Genomic DNA, 23,200 nt, shown 5'->3' on the forward strand with positions numbered 1-23,200 from the left:
ATGACATGAAAGAAATACTGTCAATCGCGATGTCTTTTGTTATCCTTGAGAATATGGTAAAATAGTATATTAGATTAATTTGATAGAATTGGGGTGTTTGCGTGCGTTGTCCAAAATGTAATTACCATAAATCGAGTGTTGTTGACAGTAGACAAGCTGAAGACGGCAACACCATTCGTCGTCGAAGAGAATGTGAACAGTGTCATACTCGCTTTACTACCTTTGAGCGTGTTGAAGAACTCCCTTTATTAGTCATCAAAAAAGATGGCACACGAGAGCAATTTTCTAGAGATAAAATATTAAATGGGGTTGTTCAAAGTGCGCAAAAACGACCTGTCTCGAGCACAGATATTGAAAATGTCATTTCTCGTATTGAACAAGAAGTTCGAACAACCTACGAAAATGAAGTGTCAAGTACTGCTATTGGTAATTTAGTGATGGATGAGTTGGCCGAACTCGATGAAATCACATATGTACGCTTTGCTAGTGTCTACAAGAGTTTCAAGGACGTTGATGAAATCGAAGAACTTTTGCAACAAATTACGAATCGCGTACGCGGAAAGAAAAAACGTTTAAATAATGATGAAACCAATTGATACTTTTACATATCTAAAACGCAACAAAGTAACTCTTGATTCGGTGACTTTAATACAGTTGTACTTTCCAATTATTGGAAGTGACGCGGTCTCTATCTACCAATACTTTATTCACTTTTTTGACGATGGTTTACAACGTCATAAATTCAGCGATATTTTAAATCACCTACAGTTTGGTATGAAACGTTTTGAAGATGCTCTTGCTATATTGACAGCAATGGAATTAGTGAGTGTGTATCAGCTATCAGATACATATCTTATTACGTTGCACCAGCCGCTTAGCCGTGACTTGTTTTTTCAACATCCAGCTTATTCTCGATTATTAGAACAAAAGATTGGAGAGGTAGCTGTCTCTGAGTTGCAGGTAACTGTCCCAAGTCAAGCAAGAAATATTTCTAAGCGATTTTCGGATATTTTTGGGGTGCAAGGAGATTTGACGAACGTACCTCAAAAGCCACAAAAGAATTTTGACCTTTCAAGTTTCCAGCAATTAATGGTTCGTGATGGGTTACAATTTGAAGATAATCAAAAAGATATCATTAGCCTTTACAGTATTGCTGAACAGTATGATATGACGTGGTTTGATACTTATCAAATAGCTAAGGCGACGGCTGTTAATGGGAAAATTCGACCTGAACGCTTATTGGCTAAAAAAAATCAAAGCATGACAAAACCAAGCAAAGAAAATTTTTCACAGGCTGAGCAAATTATTTTGCGAGAAGCAAAGCAAGACAGTGCTTTAGTCTTTTTGGAAAAAATTAAAAAGGCTAGACGTGCAACGATTACTAAGGATGAACGCATTTTATTGCAAACATTGGCCAAAATGAATTTTCTTGATGATGTTATCAATGTCATGGTGCTTTATACCTTTAATAAGACAAAATCTGCTAATTTACAGAAGAGTTATGTCTTAAAAATGGCCAATGATTTCGCCTACCAAAAGGTGTCAACGGCTGAAGAAGCTATAGTGGTTTTGCGAGCCTTCACGGATCGTCAAAGTCGTCGGCAATCAAAAGTAAAAACAAGTCAAAGTAATGTGCCTAAGTGGAGCAATCCTGATTACCAAGAGACAACAAGTCAAGAAGAGCAGGCGAAACTAGATCAGTTCAAACAGGCTGCTTTGAAGAGGTTAGAAAACCTAGGAAAAGGGGGTGACTAGATGGAAAAGATTGGAGAAACCATGGCGAAATTGGGTCAAAACACTCGTGTTAATAGCGACCAGTTGATTCAAACCATTTTAGCGGATCCTGAAGTAGCAAGCTTCATCAGTCAACATCACTTATCTCAAGAGCAAATTAACCTTAGCTTATCTAAGTTCAATCAATTTTTGGTGGAACGCCAGAAGTATCAACTCAAAGATCCCTCTTATATTGCTAAGGGCTATCAGCCTATTCTAGCTATGAATGAGGGCTACGCTGATGTGTCTTATTTGGAAACCAAAGAATTGGTAGAAGCTCAAAAACAGGCAGCTATCTCTGAACGGATTCAACTGGTTAGTTTGCCAAAATCCTATCGCCATATTCATTTATCAGATATTGATGTTAATAATGCGAGCCGTATGGAAGCCTTCTCTGCTATTTTAGATTTTGTGGAACAATACCCATCAGCAGAGCAAAAAGGCTTGTATTTGTACGGAGATATGGGAATTGGCAAGTCTTACTTGTTGGCTGCTATGGCCCATGAATTGTCTGAGAAAAAAGGTGTGTCAACGACCCTTCTACATTTTCCGAGCTTTGCCATTGATGTAAAAAATGCCATTTCAAACGGCTCTGTTAAAGAAGAAATCGATGCGGTCAAAAATGTACCGGTGCTCATTTTAGATGATATTGGTGCAGAGCAAGCCACTTCTTGGGTCCGTGATGAGGTGTTGCAGGTGATTTTACAATACCGTATGTTAGAGGAATTGCCAACCTTCTTTACCTCTAATTACAGCTTTGCGGATTTGGAGCGAAAATGGGCAACCATCAAAGGAAGTGACGAAACTTGGCAGGCCAAACGTGTCATGGAACGCGTGCGTTATTTGGCTAGAGAGTTTCATTTAGAAGGGGCTAACCGCCGTTAAGTTTGAGATAGCAATCAAGAAGAATAGCTACACGTATGAGTGAGTGAAAGAAAAGGAGAATCATGGTTTTACCTACCGTTGCCATTGTGGGCCGTCCAAATGTGGGCAAGTCCACCTTATTTAATCGAATCGCAGGAGAGCGCATTTCAATTGTAGAAGACGTTGAAGGGGTTACTCGTGACCGTATTTATGCTACTGGGGAGTGGCTTAACCGCCAATTCTCATTGATTGATACAGGTGGTATTGATGACGTTGATGCCCCGTTTATGGAGCAAATCAAGCACCAGGCTCAAATTGCCATGGAAGAAGCTGATGTTATCGTTTTTGTTGTTTCTGGTAAAGAAGGGGTGACCGACGCTGACGAATATGTGTCTAAAATTCTGTATCGAACCAATACCCCAGTCATTTTAGCTGTTAATAAGGTTGATAATCCTGAAATGCGTAATGACATTTATGATTTTTATTCACTTGGTTTGGGTGATCCTTATCCAGTTTCTTCTGTTCATGGTATCGGAACAGGGGATGTCTTAGATGCGATCGTTGAAAACTTGCCAGTAGAAGAGGCTGAAGAAAATGATGATATTATTCGCTTCAGTTTAATCGGTCGTCCTAATGTTGGGAAATCTAGCTTGATTAACGCTATTTTAGGTGAGGACCGTGTTATCGCTAGCCCTGTCGCAGGGACAACACGTGATGCCATTGACACGCATTTTACGGATGCTGACGGTCAAGAATTTACCATGATTGACACGGCTGGAATGCGCAAATCTGGCAAGATTTACGAAAATACAGAGAAATATTCTGTCATGCGTGCCATGCGTGCCATTGACCGCTCCGATGTGGTCTTGATGGTTATCAATGCTGAAGAAGGTATCCGTGAATACGACAAGCGTATCGCTGGCTTTGCACACGAAGCTGGTAAAGGAATGATTATCGTGGTTAACAAATGGGATACCATTGACAAGGATAATCATACCGTTGCTAAGTGGGAAGCCGATATTCGTGACCAATTCCAATTTTTGACATACGCTCCGATTATTTTTGTGTCAGCTTTGACGAAGCAGCGCCTCAACAAATTGCCTGACTTGATTAAACGTATCAGTGAGAGTCAGAATAAACGTATCCCATCTGCTGTCCTCAATGATGTTATCATGGATGCTATTGCCATTAATCCAACGCCAACGGATAAGGGTAAACGTTTGAAAATTTTCTATGCCACTCAAGTGTCAGTAAAGCCACCAACATTTGTCGTCTTTGTTAACGAGGAAGAATTGATGCACTTCTCTTATCTACGCTTCTTGGAAAACCAGATTCGCGCAGCCTTTACCTTTGAAGGGACACCGATTCATCTAATTGCTCGCAAACGAAAATAAGAAATGAACATCAACTAAAATGCTGACCTAAGAAATAATCTCATCATTGATAAGGACTGTGTTGTGTATGTTACAGGAGACAGTCCTTTTTATAATACCTTTAAGGGTGTAGACGGAAGATTAGTAGCAAACAAAGAAAAAGGATTTTGACAAGAAATATCAGTCGGTTTTTGCTATAATGAAAGGATAAGCAAAAAGGTGGAAAAATGATGGCTAGATTAATTCCAGGACGAGTAAGGAATGAAGGTATTAAGCTTTATGAGCAAGGTTTAGTTTCATTCCAAGATGATAATAAAGGCATTCTTCAAATAGAAGTGGAGACTTATCAGGTTCAATATGGAGCAGATGATGAGGATATCACTTGTCAATGCGACACATTTCATATGAAACATTATTGCAAGCATATTGCAGCAGTCGAGTATTTTTTAAAAAATGATCAAAAAGGTAAGCTTTTTTTAAAACAGTTAACAAATCAAACAAAAATCAAAGAAACAACAAAGAAAATGACATCTTTTGGTAGCCTCTTTTTAGATAGCTTAGCCATGAATGAAGATGATTCTGTTAAATACAGGCTGTCTGCTCTTGGTAGTCGAAGCCCTTTTTCGTCAGATTACTGGTGGAGTCTGAAAATCAATCGTTTACCAGATGATCGTTCTTATGTGATTCGGGATATTAAAGGCTTTTTGCAGCTTATTAAAAAAGAAGGCTTTTATCAGATTGGAAAAAATTATTTTGAACAACTTTCATGGCTGCAGTTTGACCCATCTAGTCAGGCCCTTATTGAGTTTTTATGGCGCTTAGCATCTGATACTGACAAAGGGGACAACGAGAACATTTTTCCAAATCATGCAAGGCATTTGCGCTTACCTAGTGGTTTTTTTGAAGAAGGTATTCACTATTTGACGTCACTTTATGACTTTACTTTTGAGGGGCCTTCTCAAACTTATCATCATCTTTTTGTCCGTTCTTTGGAAGCAGAGGCAGGCCTTTATGAGTTTAAAGTGGAAGTGCATCGCAAATCTATTGAATTGCAAATTGCTGAAAAAAATGTGCAATACCTCTTTGATAATGACTATCTTCTTTATCAAGATACCTTTTATCACTTGACGTTAAAGCAACGAAAAATGGTTCAGGCTATTCGTAGTCTGCCCATTGAGGCCGACTTGGCTAAACATATTCATTTTGATTTGGATGATCATGCGAAATTAGCTGCAAGCTTATCAGATTTTAAACAGATCGGTCTAGTAGAGGCTCCTAAAAGCTTTGCTATTAGAGACTTTGAGGTGACTTTTCAATTTGATTTGTTAAATCGAGATGAAATCAGTTGTCAGCTTATGTTTGATTATGGCAATTACCAAGTTAGTGACAAAGCAAGTTTAGAAGCACTTCCTTTTGCTAGTCATTTAAAAAAAGAAGAAAAAATCAATCGTTCTTTACTTGCTTTTGGCTTCTCGCCACAATTTTACTCAAAAAAGCGACTAACAAGTGCAAAAGAGCTCTATACTTTTTTTGAAGAAACAGTTCCATGTTTTGAGCGCTTAGGTAATGTTGCGTTGAGTACAGCTATCCAAGCATTACAAGTGAAAGAAATGCCCAAGATCGCTATTAGACGCAATCAGGGATTACTAGATATTTCGTTTGATTTTTCAACCATTATTGAAAATGATATTGACCAAGCTGTTACAGCTCTTTTTCAAAATAATCCTTATTTTGTGAGTCAAACGGGTCAATTAGTGGTTTTTGATGATGAAACTCAAAAAGTTAGCAAAAGTTTACAAGAATTAAGAGCAAGACAGCTAAAAAATGGTCACTTGCAACTGGATGGCATTAGAGCTCTACAAGTATCCAAACTTTTTGAAGGCATGACATCTGTTCATTTTTCAAAGGAATTAGAAGAGTTAGCCTATCATTTGCAGCATCCTGAAACTTTTTCAATAAAACCGTTACCAGTTAAGGCTCAAATGCGAGATTATCAACGCAACGGTGTTCAGTGGTTATCAATGCTCAATCATTATGGCTTTGGTGGCATTTTAGCAGATGACATGGGACTTGGAAAAACTCTCCAGACACTTGCTTTTTTAGCTAGTCACCTGAAATCAGATAGTAAAGTGCTCATTTTATCTCCATCTAGTCTTATCTATAATTGGTTTGATGAATGTCAAAAATTCACACCTCAGCTAGATGTTGTGGTTTCTTACGGACTTAAACAAATCAGAGATCAAATCATCGAAGAAGGTCATCAAATAACCATAACCAGCTATTCCTCCTTTAGACAGGATTTTGAGACCTATCAAGCGTTTCACTACGATTATCTTATCTTAGATGAAGCTCAAGTGATAAAAAATGCACAAACTAAGATTTCACACTGTTTACGTGCGTTTAATACAGCCAATTGTTTTGCGCTTTCGGGCACTCCTATTGAAAATAAAATGCTTGAAATTTGGTCCATTTTCCAAATTGTTTTGCCAGGGTTGCTACCGACTAAAAAAGAGTTTTTAAAATTAACAGCTGAGCAAGTATCACGCTATATCAAACCCTTTGTGATGCGTCGTAAAAAAGAAGATGTCCTACCAGAATTACCTGATTTAATTGAAACTAATTATTCAAACGAGATGACAGATGAACAAAAAGCTATTTACTTAGCGCAGTTAAGGCAGATGCAAGATCAAATTCGAAATTCTAGTGATGTGGATATTAGCCGTCAAAAAATTGAGATTTTATCTGGTATCACTCGATTGAGGCAAATCTGTGACACTCCAAGTCTCTTTATGGATTACCAAGGCAAAAGTGGTAAACTAGATAGTTTGCGAATCTTATTGACACAAATTAAAGAAAATGGTCATCGGGCTTTGATTTTTTCTCAATTTAGAGGGATGCTGGACTTGGCCAAGCAAGAGATGACTGCTCTAGGGTTGACCTCTTATCAAATGACGGGATCTACCCCTGCCAATGAACGTCAAGAAATGACTAGAGCCTTTAATAACGGTTCCAAGGATGCTTTTTTGATTTCCCTCAAGGCAGGTGGAGTTGGAATCAACCTTACGGGAGCAGACACAGTGATTTTAATCGATTTATGGTGGAATCCTGCTGTTGAAATGCAGGCAATCAGTCGCGCCTACCGTATTGGTCAAAAAGAAAACGTTGAAGTATATCGCTTAATCACTCGAGGGACGATTGAAGAAAAGATTTTAGAGCTTCAAGAAAGTAAGCGCAATTTGGTGACTACAGTTTTGGATGGCAATGAAAGCCGAGCAAGTATGTCCATTGAAGAAATAAAAGAAATTTTGGGGCTAAACACTCATTAATCTTCCTTGATTTTAGTGACATTAAAAACCCTTTAAAGAAGATGACACCAAAAGCACCTTATATAACCTCGTTAAAACGCTTCTTTTTGAAATATCTTTATTGATATAGCGATTGTCATTTGCTAGTAATGATTAAAACATTTAGAAAAAGACACGTCATAGAATCATCAAGGAATGCTTTGAAAAATAACAGTATTTAAGTTATAATAGAGGATGCTACAAGAAGGGAGAATCAAAAAAGGATGGTAAAAAATCAGTTTCCTTTAGTTGCAGATGGCATTGCTATTAGTGATCCAGCAAAGCAAATGGCTCTGTATGAAAATGAAGATCTCATTACCAACATCCGTGGCTATTACCAGGACAAGGAGTATGATGATATTGCTAGAAATGAGGAGTTTACTGCTAAAGCAACTTCTCGGCAGACCCCTTCTAGTAAGCGCTTTTGTAGCAATGATGAAAAACACCATTATGTCAAAGAGGCGCGTCAAAAAGCAAAGCAAGATCTCAAGGAAAAAAGACAGGCTTATCTTGCCAAAGAAATGGCCTATGTTCCTAAACAGGTTTCTAAAAAGCAACAGCCTGCGGATTCTTCTCCTTCTCAAAAGCAAGCAACAACAGAAATGAGTCGTTTTACAAAAAAGCTTCATCAAGACAACTATATTTTAGCTGAGTTGCCAAAAGAATATAAAGAGCCAAAAAATCTTCCTCAACAAGGAACTACAAAAAAAAATAATTACGATTTTTTAAAATCCAGTCAAATTTACAATAATAAAGAAATGAGACAACAACGAGAAAAAACAATTGCGCAAGAGCTTAATCTTAGTAGGTTTGAGGATCTTCCTTAATAAATCTACTCAGCGTATGCAGATGACAAAGGAGTTAAGATGTCAAAAACGTATCATTTTATCGGAATTAAAGGGTCAGGAATGAGTGCCTTGGCCCTTATGTTGCATCAAATGGGGCATAAGGTGCAAGGTAGTGATGTTGAAAAATACTATTTCACTCAAAGAGGATTGGAACAAGCGGGCATCACTATCTTACCTTTTAGCGAGGACAACATTACGCCAGATATGGAACTTATCGTTGGGAATGCCTTTCGTGAAAACAACAAAGAAGTGGCCTATGCTTTGAGACACCAGATTCCTTTCAAACGTTATCATGACTTTTTAGGTGATTTTATGAAATCATTTATCAGTTTTGCAGTAGCAGGTGCTCATGGTAAAACTTCTACAACGGGTTTATTGTCACATGTCTTGAAAAATATCACAGACACATCTTATTTAATTGGTGATGGTACTGGGCGTGGATCTGCTAATGCACAGTATTTTGTTTTTGAATCAGACGAATACGAACGCCATTTTATGCCTTATCACCCAGAATACTCTATCATTACTAATATTGATTTTGACCATCCTGATTATTTCACAGGAATTGCTGATGTGCGAAACGCTTTCAACGATTATGCTAAGCAGGTCAAGAAAGCTTTGTTTGTTTATGGTGAAGATGACGAACTAAAAAAGATCGAAGCACCTGCACCTATTTACTATTATGGTTTTGAAGAGGGCAATGATTTTATCGCTTACGACATTACGCGTACTACGAACGGATCGGACTTTAAGGTAAAACACCAAGGAGAGGTCATTGGTCAGTTTCACGTACCTGCTTATGGAAAACATAACATTTTAAACGCTACAGCAGTAATTGCAAACTTGTTTGTAGCCGGCATTGATATGGCTCTAGTGGCAGACCATCTTAAAACTTTTTCAGGTGTGAAACGTCGTTTTACAGAGAAAATTATCAATGACACTATTATTATTGATGACTTTGCTCATCATCCAACCGAAATTGTGGCAACAATTGATGCGGCTAGACAAAAATACCCAAGTAAAGAAATTGTAGCAATATTCCAGCCACATACTTTTACTCGCACTATTGCCTTATTAGAGGATTTTGCTTGTGCTTTAAATGAAGCTGACAGTGTTTATTTAGCCCAGATTTATGGTTCTGCACGTGAAGTAGATAAAGGTGAAGTTAAGGTTGAAGATTTGGCTGCTAAGATTATCAAACCATCACAAGTAGTAACGGTGGAAAATGTCTCTCCTCTTCTTGATCACGATAATGCTGTTTATGTTTTTATGGGAGCTGGAGATATTCAGCTATATGAACATTCTTTTGAGGAATTACTTGCAAATTTAACTAAAAATAACCAATAACATGTCCTGCCTTAGGCAGGTTTTCTCATTCTAAAGGAGTTTGATATGTTGATTAGACAGGTTCAAGGATCCGATTTGGAAGTTATTGCTACCATTGAAAGTGACAATTTTTCACCACAAGAAGCAACGACAAGAGCAGTTCTTGAAGAGCACATACGGCTGATACCAGATACTTTTTTAGTGGCACTTATCGATCAGGAAATTGTTGGCTATATCGAAGGTCCAGTTGTCACTACTCCTATTTTGGAGGATTCTTTGTTCCACGGGGTGACTAAAAATCCTAAAACTGGAGGCTATATTGCTATTACTAGTTTGTCCATAGCTAAACATTTTCAGCAACAAGGGGTTGGGACAGCTTTGTTGGCGGCACTAAAAGATTTAGTAGTAGCGCAGCAAAGAACAGGTCTTATTTTGACTTGTCATGATTACTTGATTTCCTATTATGAAATGAATGGGTTTATTAACCAAGGAATTTCAGAGTCTCAACATGGTGGAACCCTTTGGTACCAAATGATTTGGAAACTTTAGAATCACAGCTGATTCAACTGTTGGTTTGTTAAAAATAAGTAACAAATGCATCATTTAATTGCAATTAGGATACTTTTAAGTTATAATGGCGGTTGATTATATTTAGGAGGATTGGCTTTGACCTATTTTAAGGATAAAGACCAACAAGATCAGCAGCGAAGCTTTAAAGAGCAGATTCTTGCTGAGTTGGAAAAAGCAAATCAAATCAGAAAAGAAAAAGAGGAAGAACTTTTTCAAAAAGAGTTGGAAGCTAAAGAAGCAGCTAGGAGAACGGCCCAGCTATATGCTGAATATAAAAGACAAGATGCTTTTCAAAAAGAGTCTATAGCACATAACAATAAGACAGCTAAACACTTTCAAGCTATAAAAGGTGCGGTAATGACTTCAGAAGCGCTTAAACCGACTTTACTTTCTGAAAAAGAAAACTCATCTTTAAAAACGACAAATAAGAGAGTCGTGCAGGCAAATGAGCTTCAAGAGACTGCCTCTAAAGAATCTCAAGTACCGTTAACTATTGAGAAAGGTCATTCAGTGAGACGAAAATTAAGCAAACGCCAACAGACTGAGCGAGCTGCTAAAAAGATTTCAACCGTTTTGATTAGTTCTATTATTATAACCCTTTTGGCTGTTACTCTAGCAGGAGCAGGCTATGTTTATAGTGCTTTAAATCCTGTTGATAAAAATAGTGATGCCTTTGTTCAAGTTGAGATTCCATCTGGGTCAGGCAATAAATTGATTGGTCAAATTCTTCAAAAAAAAGGTTTAATCAAGAATAGCACTGTTTTTAGTTTTTATACAAAATTTAAAAACTTTACAAATTTTCAGAGCGGGTATTATAATCTGCAAAAAAGTATGAGTCTAGAAGAAATTGCTAGTGCTTTACAAGAAGGTGGTACAGCAGAACCTACCAAGCCATCTCTTGGGAAGATCTTGATTCCAGAAGGATACACGATTAAACAAATAGCTAAAGCTGTTGAGCATAATAGCAAGGGAAAGACCAAAAAAGCTAAAACACCTTTTAACGAGAAGGATTTTTTGGATTTAGTCACGGATGAGGCTTTTATTCAAGATATGGTAAAAAGATATCCAAAATTATTAGCAACTATCCCAACTAAAGAAAAAGCTATTTACCGTTTGGAAGGTTACCTTTTCCCAGCAACCTATAACTATTACAAAGAAACTACCATGAGAGAACTTGTAGAGGACATGCTGGCAGCTATGGATGCTACTTTGGTACCCTATTATGATAAAATTGCTGCTAGTGGTAAGACAGTCAACGAGGTATTGACCTTGGCCTCTTTGGTTGAAAAAGAAGGTTCAACAGACGATGACAGACGTCAAATTGCAAGTGTCTTTTATAACCGCCTTAATAGCGGAATGGCACTACAATCTAATATAGCTATTTTGTATGCGATGGGGAAACTTGGTGAGAAAACAACCTTGGCTGAGGATGCTACTATTGACACCACCATTAATTCTCCTTATAATATTTATACCAATACAGGTCTGATGCCTGGTCCAGTTGCTAGCTCGGGGGTTTCTGCAATTGAAGCAACCCTAAATCCAGCCTCAACGGATTATTTATACTTTGTGGCCAATGTCCATACTGGTGAAGTTTACTATGCAAAAACATTTGAAGAACACTCTGCAAATGTTGAAAAATATGTGAATAGTCAAATTCAGTAAACACAAACATGGTGCTTAAGCACCATGTTTGTGTTTCTGATTCGTTCAAAAAAGAAAAGAGAGAAAACAATTATGGCAGAAAAAACGTATCCGATGACCCTAACGGAAAAAGAACAACTTGAAAAAGAACTTGAAGAATTAAAACTTGTGCGTCGTCCAGAAATAGTGGAGCGTATTAAAATTGCACGTTCGTATGGAGATCTTTCAGAGAACTCTGAATACGATGCCGCAAAAGATGAGCAAGCTTTTGTTGAAGGTCAAATTTCAACGCTTGAAACTAAGATTCGCTATGCTGAAATCATTGACAGTGATGCTGTTGCAAAAGATGAAGTCGCTATCGGAAAAACAGTTATCGTTCAAGAAGTTGGAACAACAGATAAAGATACTTATCATATTGTAGGTGCTGCTGGAGCAGATATCTTCTCCGGAAAAATTTCAAATGAAAGCCCGATTGCTCAAGCTTTGATTGGTAAAAAAACAGGTGACAAGGTTAGAATTGAATCACCAGCAGCTACTTATGATGTTGAAATCATCAGCGTTGAAAAGACAAATTAATCCGATGAAGCCATTATTTGCCTAACCACTAAGTGTTTTGGTTGCTAATGGCTTTTCTAGTATCTTCAAATGAGGTTGACTGTTAGGAAGGTCAAGTATTAATCGCATTGATTATGAGTCAAGAGGACTATAGATCAAAGATCGTTTTCGATGGTTATTTAATACCAAAAGAAAAGACCAGCACCTTAATGTACTGACCCCAAAAAGTTGGACACTATATTTTAAGTATAGGAAGTGTATAATCTAAGGAAACTGACACTAATGATTGACCGTTTTGCAAGACTTTATTAATGATTTCTTGCTTTATTTTAAATGAATAAGTCTGATATGTTTCCTTCCTTAACACTATCGACTCCATAATGACCCATCAGTCAAACGGTATATCTCAAACGACTACGGTTTACTCCAAATTCATTGGCTAGTTGAGGCCAAGAAACACCTGATTTTTTAATGCTAAATTTCTAGCTTATCTTCATAGCTTAATTTCATACAAAAAAACCCCAATCGTTAGATTTTTTTGATATGTCCCCTTTCACTAGATGAGTCCAGTAAAAGGGGGCATATCGTTTTTTGTCTAACTTTTGGAGTGCAGTTCATAATTGTGCTAGGTTTTTTGTCTTTCTTAACGCTTTCGCTGTTTTCCAGCATTACGATTGGATTTTATTTTTTTAGGCAAGTTAGCCTGTTCCATGTTTTGTGAAGGCGTAACGTCCTTACGAGAAGAAGTTGATTGGTATGCTTTAGGCGGGTTTTTAGCGTATTCTTCTTTAATTTGCTTATGCAATCGAGGTTTTAAGAGGTAGGTTGTGATTAACTGTTGAATAATACTAAAGAAACCACCAACTAGCCAGTAAAGACCAACACCAGCAGGGAGTGAGAAGGACATGAAGATCATCATGATAGGCATGGTGTACATCATCGTCTTCATTTGCTCACGTTGTTCTTCTGAAACGGCCATCATTGATAACCATGATTGGAAGAAGTAAAGAGCAGCGATAATTGCTGTTAACACTAAACTACGGCTACCAAGATCAATACCCATAAAGGTGCTTGTTGATACTCCTTTAGTGTATTGAGCGGCAAAATACATGGCAGAAAAGAATGGCATCTGGATGAGAAGAGGTAGACATCCAATACCTCCAAGAGGGTTAATCCCATGAGCACGCTGAGCAGCCATTAATTCTGTTTGGGCAGCCATTTTTTCTTCCTGACTATTTGCCTGTTTGATACGTTTGTTGATTGGTTCAAAAACAGGTTTCAAGAAGGCCATTTTCTCAGATTGATAACTTGCTTTCCAAGATTGATATAGACCTAGTGGTAAGATAAGTGTTCTAACAATAATGGTTACGATGATGATAGCCAGTCCATAACCTAGTCCAGCATTGTTTGCAAAGTAATCGATAAAGTATGACATGGGTTTTCCAAGAAATTCCCAAATCATACCTTTGGGATTTCCGTGAGCGTCTCTTCCCACACAGCCTGTCAAGGTGAGTAGAATTGACAGTGCTAGTCCTGAAAAGAGGATGCGATTTAATGTTAGTTTCAATGTGTTTATCCTTTAATTTTAATATACTTATCTATTTTACAGTTTTTTTCAGAAATTCACAATAGTTCTGAAGGCCGATTTTTACTTGCCTATTTGAAAGTCCTGAAAGTCTTCAAAATTAGCCATGGTGACATCCACATAAGTGACTTTTGCCCATTTGGATGGTCCTTTACGAACTTCTTGAATAAATGTGGCTATTTTATCTGAATCTTTTGATTGGGCCAGAATTTCAACGGTCCCATCGTTGTTATTCCAGACACGACCATAAATATCTCCTATATCTAGAGCTAAAGTATGGGTAGCGTATCGAAAACCAACACCTTGTACACGTCCAGAAACAATTAAACGTACTTTTTGCATAAGAAGGGCCTCCTTGCTTTTATTATAGCACATACTTAGCAGGAAATCTCTTTAGCTAATTGTCTACCACGCCGTACGCATGAAAACTTTCTCTTCATCCTTTTGTGCCCGGACATCAATTTTGAAAAGATTCCTTTTTAAATCAATCATCTGCTTAACCTCTTTCTCCAAATAATTGGACTAAATAATCTTCCAAATGGACAGAAATATACCGTTGTTTGCGACGATAACTGAGGTCTTTTTTAGGAAATACCATCACTTTGAGAAAATATAAGCACATTTTTCGGATAAGATTTAGGTTAAATGCGGCTCTTTTATCCAATGTCTGATGATGATCTTCATGATAAACAACGTCCAATAACCAGTGCATACTCTCTATCTGCCAATGACCTCGTACACAATTGGCAAATGTGAGGACATCCGGCTTAAAGCTAAAGATAAAATAACGATTCTCTTGACTCAGCTGACCATCCTTATCAATCGTGTTACGAGTCATCCCAATACCACGTAACTTATGCCATTTGGGATGGTTTTGACACAACCATTTGATATCGGAAGACACCCAGTATTCTCTAACTTCTAGATTTTTCAACAGTCTGATAATACTGCGCATTTTCTTGGAGTTCTTCCAATAAGTTGACATCACTAAAATAAAGAGCAATATCATCATAAAGTGTTTCTTGATTTCCTTTGACGGCTAAGCAATAGTCTGCTTTACCTTTTATAATCGTATCAACGATAGCCGTCTGCGTGCCCATTGCGTCTATCGTTACAATGCTTTTACGGATATCAATTGTCCGCAATAGCTGAGGGATGGCAACAATTTCATTACTTTTCTCCTCAACCGCTACCTGTCCCAAACTAAGATGATGACCCCCATCATAAGCCGTTACAATATGAACAGGCTTCTGATTTTTACCTCGATTGCCTCGAATCGTTTTACCGTCCACTGAAATCAGTTGATGAACGGCATCTAAGCTTGTCAATGATTGCTCAAATTGAACTTTAAGCTCTTTTAAACGGTCTGAATTAACAAGACTAATCACACGCTCTAAGGTATCATGAGACGGACAACCTTCACTCAAATCAACGTAGGTCGCAAACAATGGTTCATTCATTTCAATAAAATCTTCCATCTCCTTCCAGGTTTCAATGCCAGCTAACTGACAAACGAAGACAAGAAATAGAATGGTTGATAAGGGGTAGCGAATTTTCCAAGATTGACGACTATCCAATTCAACTGCGCAATCATCAATAGAAATAATAAAATCAATCATCGTAGTCACCTCATCTATAGTGTACTACTTTGATTGATTTTGTCATTATGAATCTAGTTTTCTGAAAACAAAAGTTTCTTCATGCGTTTGGCGTGATTGTCTACTTCCTGTCACTTTTACTAAAGACAAGAATACAAAAATGAGATAGTTAGTAGTACTAACAGTAAAAGAGGTTTGTCTATTTTAAAAATAGTATCAAAAAAAGGTCTTTTAGGTTTAAAACATTGAACTGACCCCAAATTGACCATCTAAGAAGTTGATGCTTTCAAATGCTGTCGCGTATGGTATAATAGGCGCATGGTTATTACATCAAAAGCAAATCAACTAATTAAGCAAACAAAAAAATTATTGCAAAAAAAGCATCGAAAACAGTCCTATTTGATTGAGGGCTGGCACCTTTTTGAAGAAGCCCAAAAATCAGGACAAGTTTTTCGCCACATCTTTGTTTTAGAGGAAATGGTGGAGCGTCTAGCAGGTGAGCAAGAACTCGTTATTGTTAGCCCACAAGTGCTCAAGGAGTTGACTGACTCTCCTAGTCCACAAGGCATTGTTGCTGAGGTGGAGATACCTAAGTTAGCCTTTCCATCAGATTACAAAGGGAAATATTTGGTTTTAGAGGACGTCCAAGACCCAGGAAATCTTGGGACCATCATTCGTACAGCAGACGCTGCACGGTTTGATGGGGTCTTTCTTTCTGAAAAATCAGCAGATATTTACAACCAAAAAACCCTACGTTCCATGCAAGGTAGCCATTTTCATTTACCAATTTGGCGAACAGATGTCTATCAGCTTTGTCGAGAGCTCCAAGAGTATGAAACTCCCATCCTAGCAACAACTCTGTCAAAGAAATCTGTTGATTATAAAAGCCTCACACATCATGAAAGGTTAGCTTTGGTGTTGGGAAATGAAGGCCAGGGCATTAGTGCTGAAATGGCAGCCCTAGCAGACCAACTGGTTCATATTACAATGCCTGGTCAGGCGGAAAGTTTGAATGTTGCCGTAGCAGCAGGAATCCTCATTTTCAGCTTGATTTAAGCTAATATGATATAATAACCAAGTGAGGTAATTATGTTATGCATTATACAGAAGATAAAGAATATATGGAACACGTCGGTCATTTGATCGCTCATCCTCGCTTTCAAAAATTGAGTCATATTGTTCAGCACCAACATTCAACGCGTCTTGAACATTCTATCAATGTTTCTTATTCAAGTTATAAATTAGCCAAGCGATTCGGTTGGGATGCTAAAAGTACAGCCAGAGGGGGCTTACTTCATGATTTCTTTTATTATGATTGGCGCGTGACCAAGTTTAATAAGGGTCATGCCTGGGTTCATCCTCGTATTGCTGTACGAAATGCGAAAAAGTTAACAGAACTCAATAAAAAAGAAGAGGATATCATTCTAAAACACATGTGGGGAGCGACCATTGCTTTTCCGCGTTACAAGGAAAGTTATATTGTGACAATGGTAGATAAATACTGGGCTGTCAAGGAAGCAGTGACGCCTTTGAGACAAAAATGGTCTAATCGACGGTTTCTTCGCCGCAAGACCCTCCAAAGTCATAATCGTTAAGTAAAGGAGTTATTATGAACGATCACGTTATTTATACACAATCAGATGTGGGATTAAATCAGTTTTTTGCTAAAATTTATAGTCTAGTGGGAATGGGAGTGGGTTTGTCTGCTTTTGTTTCTTATTTGATGCTTTATCCATTTAGAGAAAATTTAATCTCTATTCTTGTTAATCAGCCGATGATTTACTATGGTGCTGCGATTATTGAACTTATTTTAGTTTTTGTAGCCAGTAGTGCAGCACGAAAAAACACACCAGCTGCATTGCCCATTTTTCTTATCTATTCTGCGCTAAATGGCTTTACCCTAAGCTTTATTATTGTGGCATACGCTCAAACGACAGTTTTTCAAGCATTTCTTTCTTCAGCAGCTGTGTTTTTTGCCATGTCAATCATTGGTGTCAAGACTAAACGGGATATGTCAGGTCTTAGAAAGGCTATGTTTGCTGCTTTGATTGGTGTTGTTGTGGCTAGTCTGATTAATCTTTTTATTGGTAGTGGGATGATGAGTTATGTCATTAGTGTGATTTCCGTGCTAATTTTCTCAGGTCTCATCGCATCAGATAATCAAATGATTAAGCGCGTTTATCAAGCAACAAATGGCCAGGTTGGTGATGGCTGGGCTGTTGCTATGGCCTTAAGCTTGTATTTAGATTTTATTAACTTATTTATCAGCCTTCTTCGTATTTTTGGAAGAAATGATTAACATTAAAAAGTGAGTATAACTACTCACTTTTTAATGTTAACAGGATAAGTAAACTGTAAGGAAGAAATTCGAGATAGATATAAGATGAGGCTGCTAAAAGACCTAGTGTTAATTTGTAAACTCTTTCTTTTTTTGGTATACTATTAAGGATTAAATACGAGGAGAATATAGATAGATATGTCAACAGCTATTTGGATTTTATTACTTATTGTTGCCCTTGGGGTAGGTGTTTTTGGTGGGATTTTTATTGCCCGTAAACAAATTGAAAAAGAAATTGGTGAACACCCACGTTTAACACCAGAAGCTATCCGTGAAATGATGAGCCAGATGGGGCAAAAACCAAGTGAAGCAAAAATCCAACAAACTTATCGTAATATCATCAAACAATCAAAAGCAGCCGTATCCAAAGGCAAAAAATAAAAGCTAATTGTTATAGGGGAAACCTTTGTGATAGTTAGAAGTGAACAGTCTTTGATCTCAATGTTCAGTAGCACTTGTCTTATCAGTTAGATTTGTCAACTGTTCAGGGTTTAAAAAGAAACTCAGTTGGCTATTTCCAACTGAGTTTTTCATATCGTCAGTAAGGAAGTAAACATAATGGATACAAGACCAATTGGGTTTTTAGATTCTGGTGTGGGAGGTCTGACCGTCGTTTGTGAATTGATTCGTCAGCTCCCTCATGAGAAGATTGTATATATTGGTGATTCAGCAAGAGCCCCCTATGGTCCTAGACCCAAAAAACAAATTAAGGAGTATACTTGGGAGCTAGTCAATTTTTTGCTGACTCAAAATGTTAAAATGATTGTTTTTGCATGCAATACCGCAACAGCGGTGGCTTGGGAAGAAGTAAAAGCAGCTTTAGATATTCCTGTTTTAGGAGTTGTCTTACCGGGGGCAAGCGCAGCTATTAAATCAACGACAAAAGGCCAGGTTGGGGTCATCGGAACCCCAATGACAGTGGCTTCAGACATTTATCGCAAAAAAATCCAGCTATTAGCACCATCTATTCAAGTAAGGAGTCTTGCTTGCCCGAAGTTTGTACCGATTGTGGAATCAAATGAGATGTGTTCGAGTATAGCTAAAAAAATAGTTTATGACAGTCTAGCACCATTAGTCGGTAAAATAGATACCCTTGTACTAGGATGTACTCACTATCCCTTGTTACGACCAATTATCCAAAATGTTATGGGGCCATCTGTTAAGCTGATTGACAGTGGAGCAGAATGCGTCCGAGATATCTCTGTCTTATTAAACTATTTTGACATTAACGGTAATTATCATCAAAAAGCTGTCGAACACCGCTTTTTTACAACAGCAAATCCTGAGATTTTTCAAGAAATTGCCTCGATTTGGCTGAAACAAAAAATAAATGTGGAGCATGTCACCTTATGAGTGAAAAAATTTACGAATACAAAGATGAAAATAACTGGTTTATCGGAAAGATGACTGGTCATAATTTAATATCGGGCTGGGGAGTCAAACACACGACAATCAAAAAAATAGATGACCTTTTAGACGGTATTGCCGCAACGTTAGATTGGGAAAATCCTAAAGGTTACGATGTTTCGGTGGTGCGTCATCAGTCTCCTTTATCTCTCATCACCTTTATTATCGACATGATAAATCAAGAGACCCAGCGTGAGATTAAGGTAACTCCCCATGCAGGCACGATTTTATTAATGGAAAATGCGAAACTGCTTGCAGTTTATCTCCCAGAAGGTGGAGTTTCAACGGCTACATTTTTTGCGACTAGTGAACAGGGATTTGGGGATATTATTTTAATCGCTACACGAAACGAGGGAAAAACCAAAGAGTTCCGCAATCTGTTTGGCCAGCTAGGTTATCGTGTGGAAAATCTTAATGATTATCCAGAATTGCCAGAAGTAGCAGAAACTGGTACTACTTTTGAAGAAAATGCTCGCTTGAAAGCAGAAACGATTTCACGCCTCACAGGAAAAATGGTATTAGCAGACGATTCAGGACTAAAAGTTGATGCCTTGGGTGGTTTACCTGGTGTTTGGTCAGCTCGTTTCTCAGGACCAGATGCCACAGATGCCAAGAATAATGCCAAACTCTTACACGAATTAGCTATGGTGTTTGACCAAAAGAAGCGCTCAGCTCAATTTCATACGACTTTGGTAGTGGCTGCTCCCAATAAAGATAGTTTGGTTGTGGAAGCCGATTGGCCAGGCTATATTGCTACGCAGCCTAAGGGAGAAAATGGTTTTGGGTATGATCCTGTCTTTATCGTCGGAGAGACTGGGCATCATGCTGCAGAATTAGAGGCTGACCAAAAAAATCAGTTGTCGCATAGAGGTCAAGCAGTTCGAAAATTAATGGAGGTCTTTCCAGCATGGCAAGCAAAACAATCATAGTAATGAGTGACTCTCATGGTGACCGAGATATCGTTCAAGCCATTAAAGACAAGTATCTTGGTCAAGTTGATGCTATTTTCCATAATGGGGATTCTGAATTAAACAGCTCAGATCCTATTTGGGCTGGTATTTATGTCGTTGGCGGTAATTGTGACTATGATACAGGTTACCCTGATCGTTTAGTAACTCAATTAGGCACAGTTACGATTGCCCAGACACATGGTCACTTGTACCATATTAATTTCACTTGGGATAAACTGGACTACTTTGCTCAAGAAGTAGTAGCAGATATTTGTCTATATGGACACCTACACCGTCCAGCTGCTTGGCAAGTTGGGCAAACCCTCTTTATGAATCCCGGATCAGTAACACAACCTCGCGGAGAAATTAACGAGAAATTATATGCTCGTGTTGAACTAACTGATACTCAAATTAAAGTTGATTACTTTACCAGAGATCATAAACTTTACCCATCACTGTCTAAGGAATTTAAACGATGATCGCAAAAGAATTTGAAACATTTTTAATGAGTCATTTAGATAATTATCTTATCCCGGAACAAGACTTGGCTATTTTTATCGACACACATAATGCAGACCATGTGATGTTACTATTGGTGAGCAATGGTTTTTCTAGAGTTCCTGTTATCACACGGGAGAAAAAATATGTGGGAACCATTAGCATCTCAGATATTATGATGTACCAATCTAAAAGGCAGCTGACAGATTGGGAAATGAGTCAAACAGATATTGGCGAGATGGTTAATACCAAAATTGAAACCATTAGCATTACTTCTAGCCTAACAGAAATTATGCACAAGTTAATTGATTTCCCATTCTTACCGGTTGTAGATAGAGCGAATCGCTTTGTTGGGATTATTACGCGAAAATCTATATTAAAGGCTGTCAACAGTCTTTTACATGATTTTACAGATGATTACACGATTATAAAAAAATGAAGAGTTATATTGAACCTTTTATTGCTAGCAAGGCTTTATCTCAAAATAGTCAAAAAGCTTATCGATACGATTTGCAACAGTTTTGTCAACTGATTGGTGAACGTGTCAATCAAGACAAACTATTACTTTATCAAAATAGCATAGCTAACCTAAGTTTATCTGCAAAAAAACGCAAATTATCAACAGCTAATCAATTCTTATATTACTTGTATCAAATAAAGTATTTAAATAGCTATTTTCGATTAACAGACACCATGAAAGTGATGCGGACTGAGAAGCAGCAAGCTGCTATTATTAATACTGATATTTTCTATCAAAAAACCCCTTTTGTGTGGGGGCAATTAATCAGCTTATTAATATTGGAGCTGGGTTTAACTCCGAGTGAAGTAGCTGGTATTGAAGTAGCTAACTTGGATTTAAATTTTCAAATGTTGACGCTAAAGACTAAAAAAGGTGTGCGTGTATTACCTTTATCGCAAATACTAATCCCTTTTTTAGAACAACAACTCGTTGGCAAAGAAGTCTATCTTTTTGAACATCGAGGCATCCCTTTTTCAAGACAATGGTTTTTTAATCACCTAAAAACCTTTGTTCGAAGTATTGGTTATGAAGGATTGACTGCTCAAAAATTACGAGAGCAATTTATTTTGAAAGAAAAACTAGCTGGTAAATCGATAATAGAACTTAGCGATATTCTTGGGCTGAAAAGCCCTATGACCTTAGAAAAATACTACAAATCATAATGGATATAAAACTTAAAGATTTTGAAGGTCCTCTTGATTTACTCTTACACTTGGTATCACAGTACAAAGTTGACATCTACGAGGTTCCTATTGTTGAGGTTATTGAGCAGTACCTTAATTATATTGAAACCTTACAGGTAATGAAACTTGAAGTGGCTGGTGACTACATGCTGATGGCAAGTCAGCTCATGTTAATCAAAAGTAGAAGGCTATTACCAAAGGTGGTAGAACACATCGAAGAAGATTTAGAACAAGATCTGTTAGAAAAGATCGAAGAATATAGTCGCTTTAAAGCAGTTAGTCAAGCGTTAGCGAAGCAACATGACCAAAGGGCAAAATGGTATTCAAAACCTAAACAAGAATTAATTTTTGAAGATGCTATCTTACAGGAAGATAAAACGGTGATGGATCTATTTCTAGCTTTTTCAAACATAATGGCAGCTAAAAGAGCAGTTTTAAAAAACAACCATACAGTCATCGAGCGTGATGATTATAAGATTGAAGACATGATGGCTTCTATTAAACAGCGACTGGAAAAAGAAAACGTTATTAGATTATCAGCGATTTTTGAGGAATGCCAAACATTAAATGAAGTTATCAGTATATTTTTAGCTAGTCTAGAATTGATTAAGCTTCACGTGGTATTTGTAGAGCAGCTCTCTAATTTTGGGGCTATCATACTACGAAAGGAGAAGAAATGACGTATTTGTCACAGATAGAAGCGCTGCTATTTGTTGCAGGTGAAGAAGGATTAAGTTTGCGACATCTAGCGTCTATGTTATCATTAACGCCAACAGCTCTTCAACAGCAATTAGAAAAACTCTCTCAAAAGTATGAAAAAGATCAACATTCTAGTCTTTGCTTGATAGAAACAGCTAATACCTACAGGCTAGTAACTAAAGAAGGTTTTGCAGAACTCTTGCGTGCTTATGCCAAAACACCAATGAACCAAAGTTTATCTCGTGCGAGTTTAGAGGTCTTGTCTATTGTTGCATACAAACAACCTATTACACGAATAGAAATTGATGACATTCGAGGGGTAAACTCCAGTGGAGCTTTGAGTAAATTATTGGCATTTGATCTCATTAGAGAAGCTGGCAAAAAAGATGTGGTTGGGCGTCCTCATTTGTATGCGACAACAGATTATTTTCTGGACTATATGGGAATTAATCATTTAGACGAATTGATTGAAGTATCTGCCGTTGAACCAGCAGATGAAGAGATTGCTCTTTTTAGGACACAAGACTGAGTTTTGCTTGTCATCAAATAGCAAATGGCGTTTACAAAAGGATTTGTTTTAAGGCGTTTTAGTTGAAAAAAAAGCCTTAAACTAGGGACAACAAAA

23 protein-coding genes and 1 pseudogene are annotated in these 23,200 nt (G+C 37.6%); 21 read left to right on the forward strand and 3 right to left on the reverse strand.

What is annotated here, in order from left to right; all coding sequences use genetic code 11:
• Nucleotides 1-101: 101 nt before the first annotated feature.
• The 10 genes from nrdR (at nucleotide 102) to greA (ending at nucleotide 12,318) form a co-directional block, all read left to right on the forward strand.
• Complete coding sequence (gene nrdR, locus B6D67_RS01625; RefSeq protein ID WP_002985941.1) at nucleotides 102-596, forward strand: transcriptional regulator NrdR; 495 nt, start codon at nucleotides 102-104, stop codon at nucleotides 594-596.
• The gene (locus B6D67_RS01630) at nucleotides 580-1,755 is read left to right on the forward strand and encodes a replication initiation and membrane attachment family protein (RefSeq protein ID WP_002991019.1); all 1,176 of its coding nucleotides are present in this window, start codon (nucleotides 580-582) and stop codon (nucleotides 1,753-1,755) included. The genes nrdR and B6D67_RS01630 overlap by 17 nt, the downstream gene beginning before the upstream one ends.
• Nucleotides 1,756-2,658 carry a primosomal protein DnaI gene (gene dnaI, locus B6D67_RS01635; protein ID WP_002991016.1) on the forward strand — a complete coding sequence of 301 codons (903 nt, stop codon included), beginning with the start codon at nucleotides 1,756-1,758 and terminating at the stop codon, nucleotides 2,656-2,658. It begins immediately after the preceding gene.
• Nucleotides 2,659-2,720: 62 nt separating this feature from the next.
• Nucleotides 2,721-4,031, forward strand: a complete 1,311-nt coding sequence (der, locus tag B6D67_RS01640; RefSeq protein WP_002991013.1) for a ribosome biogenesis GTPase Der — start codon at nucleotides 2,721-2,723, stop codon at nucleotides 4,029-4,031.
• Nucleotides 4,032-4,237: 206 nt separating this feature from the next.
• Nucleotides 4,238-7,336, forward strand: coding sequence for a DEAD/DEAH box helicase (locus tag B6D67_RS01645; protein ID WP_011285397.1), 3,099 nt, complete (start codon nucleotides 4,238-4,240; stop codon nucleotides 7,334-7,336).
• Nucleotides 7,337-7,578: 242 nt separating this feature from the next.
• On the forward strand, nucleotides 7,579-8,181 hold the full coding sequence (locus B6D67_RS01650) for a hypothetical protein (RefSeq protein WP_010921908.1): 603 nt from the start codon (nucleotides 7,579-7,581) through the stop codon (nucleotides 8,179-8,181).
• A 39-nt stretch (nucleotides 8,182-8,220) separates the two neighbouring features.
• Nucleotides 8,221-9,549, forward strand: coding sequence for a UDP-N-acetylmuramate--L-alanine ligase (gene murC, locus B6D67_RS01655; protein WP_002991005.1), 1,329 nt, complete (start codon nucleotides 8,221-8,223; stop codon nucleotides 9,547-9,549).
• A gap of 45 nt (nucleotides 9,550-9,594) precedes the next feature.
• Nucleotides 9,595-10,077 carry a GNAT family N-acetyltransferase gene (locus B6D67_RS01660; RefSeq protein WP_010921909.1) on the forward strand — a complete coding sequence of 161 codons (483 nt, stop codon included), beginning with the start codon at nucleotides 9,595-9,597 and terminating at the stop codon, nucleotides 10,075-10,077.
• A gap of 111 nt (nucleotides 10,078-10,188) precedes the next feature.
• A complete protein-coding gene (gene mltG, locus B6D67_RS01665; RefSeq protein ID WP_029714324.1) occupies nucleotides 10,189-11,763 on the forward strand; it encodes an endolytic transglycosylase MltG in 1,575 nt (524 codons plus the stop codon).
• A gap of 72 nt (nucleotides 11,764-11,835) precedes the next feature.
• Nucleotides 11,836-12,318 (forward strand): transcription elongation factor GreA, encoded by a 483-nt coding sequence (gene greA, locus B6D67_RS01670; RefSeq protein WP_002990993.1) that lies wholly within the window; start codon nucleotides 11,836-11,838, stop codon nucleotides 12,316-12,318.
• Nucleotides 12,319-12,940: 622 nt separating this feature from the next.
• Here the strand turns inward: greA and yidC are convergent.
• The 3 genes and pseudogenes from yidC to B6D67_RS01690 form a co-directional block, all read right to left on the reverse strand.
• A complete protein-coding gene (gene yidC, locus B6D67_RS01675) occupies nucleotides 12,941-13,864 on the reverse strand; it encodes a membrane protein insertase YidC (RefSeq protein ID WP_010921911.1) in 924 nt (307 codons plus the stop codon).
• An 81-nt stretch (nucleotides 13,865-13,945) separates the two neighbouring features.
• Complete coding sequence (locus B6D67_RS01680; RefSeq protein ID WP_010921912.1) at nucleotides 13,946-14,224, reverse strand: acylphosphatase; 279 nt, start codon at nucleotides 14,222-14,224, stop codon at nucleotides 13,946-13,948.
• Between the two features lie 154 nt (nucleotides 14,225-14,378).
• Nucleotides 14,379-15,501 (reverse strand): annotated as a pseudogene (locus tag B6D67_RS01690) (ISAs1-like element IS1548 family transposase).
• Nucleotides 15,502-15,798: 297 nt separating this feature from the next.
• Here B6D67_RS01690 and B6D67_RS01695 point away from each other — a divergent pair.
• The 11 genes from B6D67_RS01695 to scpB all read left to right on the forward strand — a co-directional run bounded on the left by B6D67_RS01695 (nucleotide 15,799) and on the right by scpB (nucleotide 23,104).
• Nucleotides 15,799-16,536 (forward strand): TrmH family RNA methyltransferase, encoded by a 738-nt coding sequence (locus B6D67_RS01695; protein WP_002990984.1) that lies wholly within the window; start codon nucleotides 15,799-15,801, stop codon nucleotides 16,534-16,536.
• 38 nt (nucleotides 16,537-16,574) lie between these two features.
• Nucleotides 16,575-17,075, forward strand: a complete 501-nt coding sequence (locus B6D67_RS01700; protein ID WP_002985912.1) for an HD domain-containing protein — start codon at nucleotides 16,575-16,577, stop codon at nucleotides 17,073-17,075.
• A 14-nt stretch (nucleotides 17,076-17,089) separates the two neighbouring features.
• Entirely contained in the window at nucleotides 17,090-17,779 is a 690-nt protein-coding gene (locus B6D67_RS01705; RefSeq protein ID WP_010921913.1) for a Bax inhibitor-1/YccA family protein, read from the forward strand.
• A 177-nt stretch (nucleotides 17,780-17,956) separates the two neighbouring features.
• Nucleotides 17,957-18,199, forward strand: coding sequence for a YneF family protein (locus tag B6D67_RS01710; RefSeq protein ID WP_002985908.1), 243 nt, complete (start codon nucleotides 17,957-17,959; stop codon nucleotides 18,197-18,199).
• Between the two features lie 177 nt (nucleotides 18,200-18,376).
• Nucleotides 18,377-19,171 (forward strand): glutamate racemase, encoded by a 795-nt coding sequence (gene racE / locus B6D67_RS01715; protein ID WP_010921914.1) that lies wholly within the window; start codon nucleotides 18,377-18,379, stop codon nucleotides 19,169-19,171.
• A complete protein-coding gene (locus B6D67_RS01720; RefSeq protein WP_010921915.1) occupies nucleotides 19,168-20,154 on the forward strand; it encodes a nucleoside-triphosphate diphosphatase in 987 nt (328 codons plus the stop codon). Before racE ends, B6D67_RS01720 begins: the two co-directional genes overlap by 4 nt.
• A complete protein-coding gene (locus B6D67_RS01725; RefSeq protein WP_010921916.1) occupies nucleotides 20,133-20,654 on the forward strand; it encodes a metallophosphoesterase in 522 nt (173 codons plus the stop codon). The genes B6D67_RS01720 and B6D67_RS01725 overlap by 22 nt, the downstream gene beginning before the upstream one ends.
• Nucleotides 20,651-21,112, forward strand: a complete 462-nt coding sequence (gene cbpB, locus B6D67_RS01730; RefSeq protein WP_002985900.1) for a cyclic-di-AMP-binding protein CbpB — start codon at nucleotides 20,651-20,653, stop codon at nucleotides 21,110-21,112. The genes B6D67_RS01725 and cbpB overlap by 4 nt, the downstream gene beginning before the upstream one ends.
• Nucleotides 21,109-21,855 carry a site-specific tyrosine recombinase XerD gene (gene xerD, locus B6D67_RS01735; RefSeq protein ID WP_010921917.1) on the forward strand — a complete coding sequence of 249 codons (747 nt, stop codon included), beginning with the start codon at nucleotides 21,109-21,111 and terminating at the stop codon, nucleotides 21,853-21,855. Before cbpB ends, xerD begins: the two co-directional genes overlap by 4 nt.
• Nucleotides 21,855-22,556, forward strand: a complete 702-nt coding sequence (locus B6D67_RS01740) for a segregation/condensation protein A (RefSeq protein WP_010921918.1) — start codon at nucleotides 21,855-21,857, stop codon at nucleotides 22,554-22,556. Before xerD ends, B6D67_RS01740 begins: the two co-directional genes overlap by 1 nt.
• Nucleotides 22,553-23,104 (forward strand): SMC-Scp complex subunit ScpB, encoded by a 552-nt coding sequence (gene scpB / locus B6D67_RS01745; protein WP_002985894.1) that lies wholly within the window; start codon nucleotides 22,553-22,555, stop codon nucleotides 23,102-23,104. Before B6D67_RS01740 ends, scpB begins: the two co-directional genes overlap by 4 nt.
• Nucleotides 23,105-23,200: the final 96 nt, after the last annotated feature.

The organism is Streptococcus pyogenes (assembly GCF_002055535.1).
Lineage (GTDB): Bacteria > Bacillota > Bacilli > Lactobacillales > Streptococcaceae > Streptococcus > Streptococcus pyogenes.